The organism is Vibrio sp. 10N.222.52.B7 (genome assembly GCF_041474275.1).
Lineage (GTDB): Bacteria > Pseudomonadota > Gammaproteobacteria > Enterobacterales > Vibrionaceae > Vibrio > Vibrio crassostreae_C.
Genome location: NZ_JBFRTU010000338.1, coordinates 1 through 265, shown reverse-complemented (window position 1 = coordinate 265; position 265 = coordinate 1). Strand labels below are relative to the sequence as shown.

The 265-nt window shown below is 44.2% G+C and carries 1 protein-coding gene; it reads right to left on the bottom strand.

The features are described 5' to 3' along the window. Positions 1–265: DUF3332 family protein (locus AB4512_RS23105; protein WP_372175856.1), on the bottom strand; the 265-nt coding region annotated here is incomplete at both ends.

Genomic DNA, 265 nt, shown 5'->3' with positions numbered 1-265 from the left:
TAGACGATGTCCATTTGAACCGTGTTTTCGTCAATCTTAATCATCTCACCCGTTTCAATCGTGCGATTGTTTGAAATTGGCCCCACAGGTGCTTCTTTCAGGCTTGGGTCTAGGTCGTCGTTCACTTCGAAGTGTGTATCTGTTTTTGTATCAAATACGTGTGGCGAGCCACTGATTGGGTTTTTACCTGTCCAAAATTCAAGTGAGTTGAATACGACATAGTCGGCTGCGGTTGTAATACCGTACACAGGCGCTAATAAGAAGT